We start from the raw sequence: 7,097 nt of genomic DNA, 5'->3' as shown, positions 1-7,097 counted from the left end.
TGGGTGAGGTTCCAGCGCTGGCAGGCGCAGCCGGTGTCACTCCACTGGCCCGCGGTGGTTCCGGTGGTGGTGGAGGCGTTCGGGATCTCGAGGTTCTTGCCGGTGACGCGGTTGGTCAGGGTGTAGCCGCCGGCGGGGTTCGGGGCGACGGCCCATTCGTGGTCGAGGGTGCCGTTGTCGTCCCACTGGAGGATCCTGGCGCCATTGGCGGTGGACTGGTTTTCCACGCCGAGGACCTTGCCGCTGGCCACGTTGAAGATCTTGAAGTAGCCGGAGGGCTGCGCTGCGAAGCGCCACTGCTGGTCGGTGGCGTTGTCGGCGCTCTGCTGGGTGGCGGCGGTGCCGTTGGCGGTGGAACCGCCCGCGATGGCGAGCTTCAGGCCGCTGTTCGCGTTGGACACGGTGTAGGTGGCGCCGTCCGAGATCCCGCCGCCCAGGTCGATCGTGCTGTACTGGATGGGGTTGAGGGTGCTCACGCCGTTGCGGCCACCGCTGAAGACCATCAGGCTGTGCCCGTCGGCCAGGGGGAGCAAGCCGCGGCTGTAGCCGCGCGGGACGTTGGCGCGGATACGGGTCCAGGCGTTCGGGTCACCGTTCTGGGTGTTGAGGAACAGGTCCTCCACGGTGTCGCCGCTGACGGCGAGGGTGCCGTTGGGGCCGCCGGTGGGCAGCCAGGTGACGAATGGCGCCCCGCTGGGAATGGTGCCGTCGGTCGCCCGCAGCACCCGGCCGCTGACGGAGCCGAACGCCTCGGGATCTGCGGAGATCTTGTAGTACACGGAGCAGCCGCCCTCGGGCGCGTTGCAGTACTCGTGGGTCATCACGTAGTTGCCGTTGGGCAGCCGGGTGACCACCGGCATGCCGGGCCGGTCCGCGTAGGTCGGCATCGACACGTCGTCGACGACCGGTCCCCAGGCGCGCAGGTCCGTGGAGGCCTGGTGGACGATCTCCTGGCCGTGGGCGGTGTCGCGCTGGTCGGAGTAGTAGACGATCAGCTTGTCGCCGGATGCCAGGAAGTAGGGCTCCCATACGGGGGTGTGGCCGTTGCTGGATATCGCCTCGCCACCGGTGGCGATGTTGCTGACGAAGGTCCAGGTCTGCCCGCGGTCGGTGCTGGCGTACAGGTCGATCTTGGTCGCCGACCGGTCGGCAGGGACTGAGTCACCGGCAGCCAGGATCGTGCCGGCGGGAAAGCCGCCCATGGCCTTGGGGAGTTCGAACAGCTTGGGCTCCCAGCGCATGCCCCAGCCGTTCTGCGTGTCGGCGACCTCCGAGATCTTCGTCCAGGCGTTGCCGTTGTCGGTGCTGCGGTAGATCGGGAAGACCGGCTTGCTGTTGGTCCACTGCTCGAAGGTGGCGAGAAGGGTGCCGTTGGCCGAGCCGTTGTGCTGCAGACGCATCGCCCGCGGGTAGAGCGAGCCGGGGGCGGGCGCGTCCGGCGGCGGCGTGTACATCGTCTGCGCGGGGCGGGAGATGGCGTCTGCCCTGCCCGCCGCGGGCAGGATCAGAGCCGCCGCCGCGACGATCAGGGCGAGCAGCAGGAACAGGAGAGTGGTGGGGCGGGGACGCGGGGCGGCGTCGGGTCTGGCGCCTGGCTGTGCGGGGGACATGTGCGGCTCCCAAGCGGGGGAGGGGAGGGGAGGTTTTTTTTCGGTGCCCGCCGGCCCTGGGAGAGATCCCGCGGAAGCGACGGAGTTCTTTGGGCGCGTCTCCCGGGGTACGGCCGGGCGACGCTGCCGGGCGCGACTCGCGAGCACCGGGGGGCGCGGAGCGACAAGCGCGCATTGGCGAGCTGTGGGCGCCCAGGCGTGTGGGCCTGCACCGCAGCAGGGATGCAGGGGGTTGGGTCAGAGGGAGGGGGGAGGTGCGGTCGAGCCGCGGACGACGAGTTCGACGGGTGGGTCGTTCGCGGGTGGCAGTTCGGTGTCGGGATTCTCGATGGCGTGGAGGAGAAGCCGGATTCCTTCGCTCGACGCGGCTTCGAAGGGCTGACGGACGGTGGTCAGGGGAGGCGAGACGTAGGCGAAGACGGGGTTGCCGTCGAAACCGACGACACTGATGTCGTCCGGCACACGACGACCGCCTTCCCGCAGGCCGTGGATCAGTCCGATGGCCATCTCGTCGCCCGCGGCGAACACCGCGGTCACCGAGCGGTCCGAGGCCAGCCCGCGGCCCGCGGCATACCCGGAGGCCGCCGACCAGTCACCGTTCAGCAGAGGCGGTTCGTGCGCACCCCGTGCCGCCAGCGCCGCACGCCATCCCTCGATGCGGTCCTTGGTGGCGTACCACCGCCGCGGCCCCGCGAGGTGATGGACGGTCGCGTGTCCCAGGTTCAGCAGGTGTTCGGTGGCCGCGCGCGCCAGCTGATGGGCGCCCACACCGACGGTCAGTGTCCGGGCGGCGGCGAACGAGGGTGGCGCTCCGAGGAAGAGGACCGGCACGTCGACACCGAGCGGGACTTCTCCCTCGACAACGGGTTCGGAGACGACGACGCCGTCCACGCCCTGTTCGAGGAGTGATTCCACGGCCTCGGCGATGCTTTCCGGGTCGCCGTCCGGTGTGTTGACCACGCGAAGTGCGTAACCGGCGTTCCGTACGGCCTGCTCAATGCCTACGAGCAGGGAGGCGGTTCCATACCCGGCGGTGCCCAGAGCGACGACACCGATGGAACGGGTGCGTCCCGAGGCCAGTGCCCTGGCCGCGTGGTTCCGCCGGTAGCCGAGCTCCTCGGCGGCCGCGAGGACACGCTGACGGGACTCGGCGGAGACGTACGGCTCGTTGTTGAGGACCCGGGAGACCGTCTTGCGTGAGACGCCGGCCAGCCTGGCCACGTCCGCACTGCGCGGCACGGCGGAGCCTGCTCCGCGCTCCACCCCTGTTGTCATGAAGTCTCCCAGGCCTGTGCATACATCGAACGAGCTCAGTAACATGACCACGCGGTCTGACCGCGCGGTCAATGTGTACGCAGCCGTCGACCGCACGTCAAGTGTTCTCGCAACGTCACTTGCCTGAGGTGCTGGTGGCCGTCGAGGCCCGTGGCCGGGCGGAGCGAGGTGCCGCAGGTGCCTGAGGAAGGCGTGCCCGGCATGCACATCTCCAGCTCAAGTGGAATTGCTCCGCCCGGGACGGTTCGAGGGGCAGTCATGTCAGGCCTGTCCGTCCGGTCCGGCTGCCCGCATGTGCGGCTTGTGGCCGAACCCGGTCCGTCATGACTTGCTGAGCGCGGAGTCTTGACAGGGATTCCGCAGGGCGATCACTCTTTCTTGCGCTCTGCGATCGGTTCTGTTCGATCGCGTGATGCGTGAAACCGACGCCCTGCTCTCCACCGTCGACTACTGCAGCTTGCTCAACCCGTTCTCCCTGCATGAGATCCGGTTGTGCTGGTGACCGTTTTGCGCACGTCCAACGTCTTGCGGAGGATCGCACTTACGGCCGCGTCCGGAGGTCGCCGAGCGCAGGGCGGACCTTCCCGGCGCGGGGCGGTCCCGCTGCTGCAGACATCCGGAGCATGCAGGTCGGCAGTGGCGAAGGTCACGGAGGTCGGTGGTGGCCGGTGCGTAGGCTGGTCGCCGTCGTTGTGGCTGCAGGTCTGGGGAGCCGATGGACCCGGAGAGCGACCTGACGGCGCGTCAGGAAAGTCGGCGATTGGTCAGCGTGAGTCCTCAAGAACCCCGCGCATGCTGACCGGAACTGCGACACGTTGTAAGGTAAGGAAACAGCCCTTGACCTGCAAGAACGCAGGCAGGGAGCCTAGGTCCGGGAGTGCCTCCATGCTGCGCACCATGTTCAAGTCCAAGATCCATCGTGCCACCGTCACCCAGGCCGACCTGCACTACGTGGGATCGGTGACCATCGACGGCGACCTGCTCGACGCCGCCGACCTGCTGCCCGGCGAGCTTGTCCACATCGTCGACATCACCAATGGCGCCCGGCTCGAGACGTACGTCATCGAAGGCGAGCGCGGTTCGGGCGTCGTCGGTATCAACGGAGCGGCCGCCCACCTCGTCCATCCCGGCGATCTGGTGATCATCATCAGTTACGCTCAGGTGACCGACGCCGAGGCGCGGGCACTGGAGCCCCGGGTCGTGCACGTGGACCGCGACAACCGCGTCGTGGCCCTGGGGGCCGACCCGTCCGAGCCGGTGCCTGGCTCGGACCAGGAGCGCAGCCCGCAGGCCGTGGTGGCCTGACCCCTGACTTTCGGCGATCTTCGGACCAGGAGCGTGCCCATGAGCGACATCGAGATCCGCGACGACCGGGCGGCGGGCCGCCTGGAGGCGATCGGCGACGGTTCGGGTGAAGTGGTCGGCCACATCGAGTACTTCGTTCTCGAATCGCCCGAGGGCGCGCTCGTTCCGGTCCACACGATCGTCGAACCGGCCCACGAGGGGAAGGGCATCGCGGGCTCCCTCGCGCGTGAGCTGTTCGCCACGGCGAAGCGCGAGGGCATCGTCGTCGCCCCGCTGTGCCCGTACGTCGTCAAGTGGGCCGAACGCCACCCCGACGAGGCTCCGCCGGCCGACCCGGAGCTGCTGCGGGCGGCGAAGGAGTGGCTGGTGGCGCATCCGGGACGGTTCTGAGCGACCCGGTCCGAGCACTCCGCCTCGACCACTCCGTCGCGGCCACTGCGCCTCGACCACTCCGTCGCGGCCACTCCGCTTCGGCCACTGCGCCTCGGCCACTCCGCTTCGGCCACTGCGCCTCAGCCGCTCCTTCCCGGCCCGACTCCTGACGACCACCCGCGAGATGGCGTCACATTCGCTCATGTCACATCGTGCCGAGCTTGTTTGCGTCAGGGAGGTGTAGCCGCCGACTCGGCATAGGAGTGCACCCTGGGTCTCGGCTGAACGCCTGGGCGAATGCGGCCGAGCACCACGACGAGGAGCAGTTCGCCGCCCTGGTGCGCGACCTCGCCATCGCTCTCGCCATCGCCCTCGTCAACGCCTTCAACCGCGGGAACGTCATCGTCCGGCGGCCCGCCGGCGACCACCAGCCCGGCCGGTTCGCATAACGGGAAGCACCCGGCAGACGCGCGGCGGTCCCGCACACGGCGAGTACCTACGCGGCGCGCACACCGGCAGACCCACCCGGCTCAGCGCCTTCACGCGGCCGAGTGAGTGGTGGCGCTGCCGTCGGGTACGCGGGGGAGTAGTCCAGAGCCGACGTCGACCGACTGGCCGGAGGACGCCATGACGAACCCGTACCCCGACCCCGTCCACCCGGACCCCACACCGGGCCCCGGGCCGGGGCCCACGCCCGGTCCGGATCCCCAGCCCCCGAAGCCGTACCCCGACCCGGCGCCGCCTCCGCCGGGCCCGGACCCGACTCCGCCCGCGCCCGGCCCGGACCCGAACCAACCCCCGCGGCCGACCCCGGAGCCCTCCCCGTCCCCGATCCCGCCGGGGCCGGAGCCCGTCCCGAACCCGGAGCCGGGACCGCCGCTGTCCTGAGCCGGGTCCGCCCGCCCCCGGGCCCTCGGCGCAAAATGCGCCCGTCCCCGGGCCCTCCGGAGCGCAAAGCGGCGGTGGACGGCCGCTCGGCCGCCCACCGCCGCTTTGAACTTCCGCGACGCCCGCCTACTCGGAAACCTCCGACCGGTCCCCGCCCCACAGCGTGTGGAACGATCCGTCCCGGTCGGTGCGCCGGTAGGTGTGCGCGCCGAAGAAGTCCCGCTGCCCCTGCGTGAGCGCCGCGGGCAACCGCTCGGCGCGCAGTGCGTCGTAGTAGGCGAGGGCGGCGGCGAAGCCCGGCGTCGGGACGCCCTGGCGGGTGGCGGCGACGAGGACCTCGCGCCAGTCGTCCTGGGCCGCCGCGATCTCCTGCGCGAACGTCTCGTCCGCCAGCAGGCTCGGCAGGTCGGCCCGGGCGTCGTACGCGGCGCGGATACGGTCCAGGAAGGCCGCGCGGATGATGCAGCCGCCCCGCCAGATCGAGGAGACGGCGCCGAGGTCGATGTCCCAGCCGTACTCCTCACTGCCCGCGGCGATCTCGTGGAAGCCCTGCGTGTACGACACGATCTTCGAGGCGTACAGCGCCTGCTCCACCCGGTCCGCGAAGGCCCCGGCCTCGGACTCGCTCAGCGGCGACGCCTTCGGTCCGGCAAGCCCGCGCGAGGCATCCCGAAGCGCCGCGTGACCGGACAGCGAGCGGGCGAAGACCGCCTCCGCGATGCCGGAGACCGGGACGCCGAGGTCGAGGGCGATCTGGACGGTCCAGCGACCGGTGCCCTTCTGCTCGGCCTCGTCCACCACGACGTCCACGAACGGCTTGCCGGTCGCCGCGTCAACGTGGGACAGCACCTCGGCGGTGATCTCGATCAGGTAGGAGTCGAGCCGCCCGGTGTTCCACGTACGGAAGATCTCGGCGATCTGCGCGGGCTCGTATCCGGCGACATCGCGCAGCAGTTGGTACGCCTCGCCGATCAGCTGCATGTCGGCGTACTCGATACCGTTGTGCACCATCTTCACGAAGTGCCCGGCACCGTCCGGACCCACGTGCGTCACACAGGGCGCCCCGTCCGCCGCCTTCGCGGAGATCTTCTCCAGCATCGGTCCCAGCGATTCGTACGACTCCTTGGAGCCGCCCGGCATGATGCTCGGCCCGTGCAGGGCGCCCTCCTCGCCGCCGGAGACGCCGGTGCCGACGAAGTGGATGCCCTGCTCGCGCAGCGCGCGCTCCCGGCGACGGGTGTCCGCGAAGTGCGCGTTGCCACCGTCGATGATCATGTCGCCGGGCTCCAGGAGCGGGGCGAACTCCTCGATCACCGCGTCGGTCGGCTCACCGGCCTTCACCATGACGACCAGACGCCGCGGCCGCTCCAGCGCCGCCACGAAGTCCTTGGCGGTCTCGGCCGCGACGAAGTCCCCCTCGCTCCCGAACTCCTCAACCAGCGCGTGCATACGCGACGCCGTCCGGTTGTGCACCGCGACCGTGAAGCCGTTGCGCGCGAAGTTGCGGGCGAGGTTGCGGCCCATGACCGCGAGTCCCGTGACGCCGATCTGGGCTGAAGTGCTCATTCGGTTGGCTCCTCAAGGATCCGGGGATCCGGTTGTCGGTGGTGCCGGTCGTGCCCGTCAGTATTGCCCCTCGACCATCCT

General features: G+C 70.2%; 6 protein-coding genes. 3 read left to right on the top strand and 3 right to left on the bottom strand.

All coding sequences use genetic code 11. The features are described from left to right. Together ADK57_RS40030 and ADK57_RS40025 are read right to left on the bottom strand one after the other, a co-directional pair. Nucleotides 1-1,610 (bottom strand): RICIN domain-containing protein (locus tag ADK57_RS40030; protein WP_053754644.1); only part of this gene is annotated, 1,610 nt, incomplete at its 3' end. Between the two features lie 237 nt (nucleotides 1,611-1,847). Next, nucleotides 1,848-2,885, bottom strand: a complete 1,038-nt coding sequence (locus tag ADK57_RS40025) for a LacI family DNA-binding transcriptional regulator (protein WP_199830785.1) — start codon at nucleotides 2,883-2,885, stop codon at nucleotides 1,848-1,850. 885 nt (nucleotides 2,886-3,770) lie between these two features. Here ADK57_RS40025 and panD point away from each other — a divergent pair. The 3 genes from panD to ADK57_RS40010 all read left to right on the top strand — a co-directional run bounded on the left by panD (nucleotide 3,771) and on the right by ADK57_RS40010 (nucleotide 5,011). Then, the gene (gene panD, locus ADK57_RS40020; RefSeq protein WP_053754642.1) at nucleotides 3,771-4,190 is read left to right on the top strand and encodes an aspartate 1-decarboxylase; all 420 of its coding nucleotides are present in this window, start codon (nucleotides 3,771-3,773) and stop codon (nucleotides 4,188-4,190) included. Between the two features lie 39 nt (nucleotides 4,191-4,229). Then, nucleotides 4,230-4,580 (top strand): GNAT family N-acetyltransferase, encoded by a 351-nt coding sequence (locus ADK57_RS40015; protein ID WP_053754641.1) that lies wholly within the window; start codon nucleotides 4,230-4,232, stop codon nucleotides 4,578-4,580. A 245-nt stretch (nucleotides 4,581-4,825) separates the two neighbouring features. Next, the gene (locus ADK57_RS40010; RefSeq protein WP_053754640.1) at nucleotides 4,826-5,011 is read left to right on the top strand and encodes a hypothetical protein; all 186 of its coding nucleotides are present in this window, start codon (nucleotides 4,826-4,828) and stop codon (nucleotides 5,009-5,011) included. Between the two features lie 565 nt (nucleotides 5,012-5,576). On the opposite strand, the gene gndA is transcribed toward ADK57_RS40010, so the two are convergent. Then, nucleotides 5,577-7,016: an NADP-dependent phosphogluconate dehydrogenase gene (gene gndA / locus ADK57_RS40005; RefSeq protein ID WP_053754639.1), complete on the bottom strand. Its 1,440-nt coding sequence runs from the start codon at nucleotides 7,014-7,016 to the stop codon at nucleotides 5,577-5,579. Nucleotides 7,017-7,097 lie beyond the last annotated feature (81 nt).

The organism is Streptomyces sp. MMG1533 (assembly GCF_001279775.1).
In the GTDB taxonomy this organism is placed as follows: Bacteria; Actinomycetota; Actinomycetes; order Streptomycetales; family Streptomycetaceae; genus Streptomyces.
The sequence above is the reverse complement of the archived record's forward strand: the minus strand, read 5'-3'. Positions and strand labels throughout refer to the sequence as shown.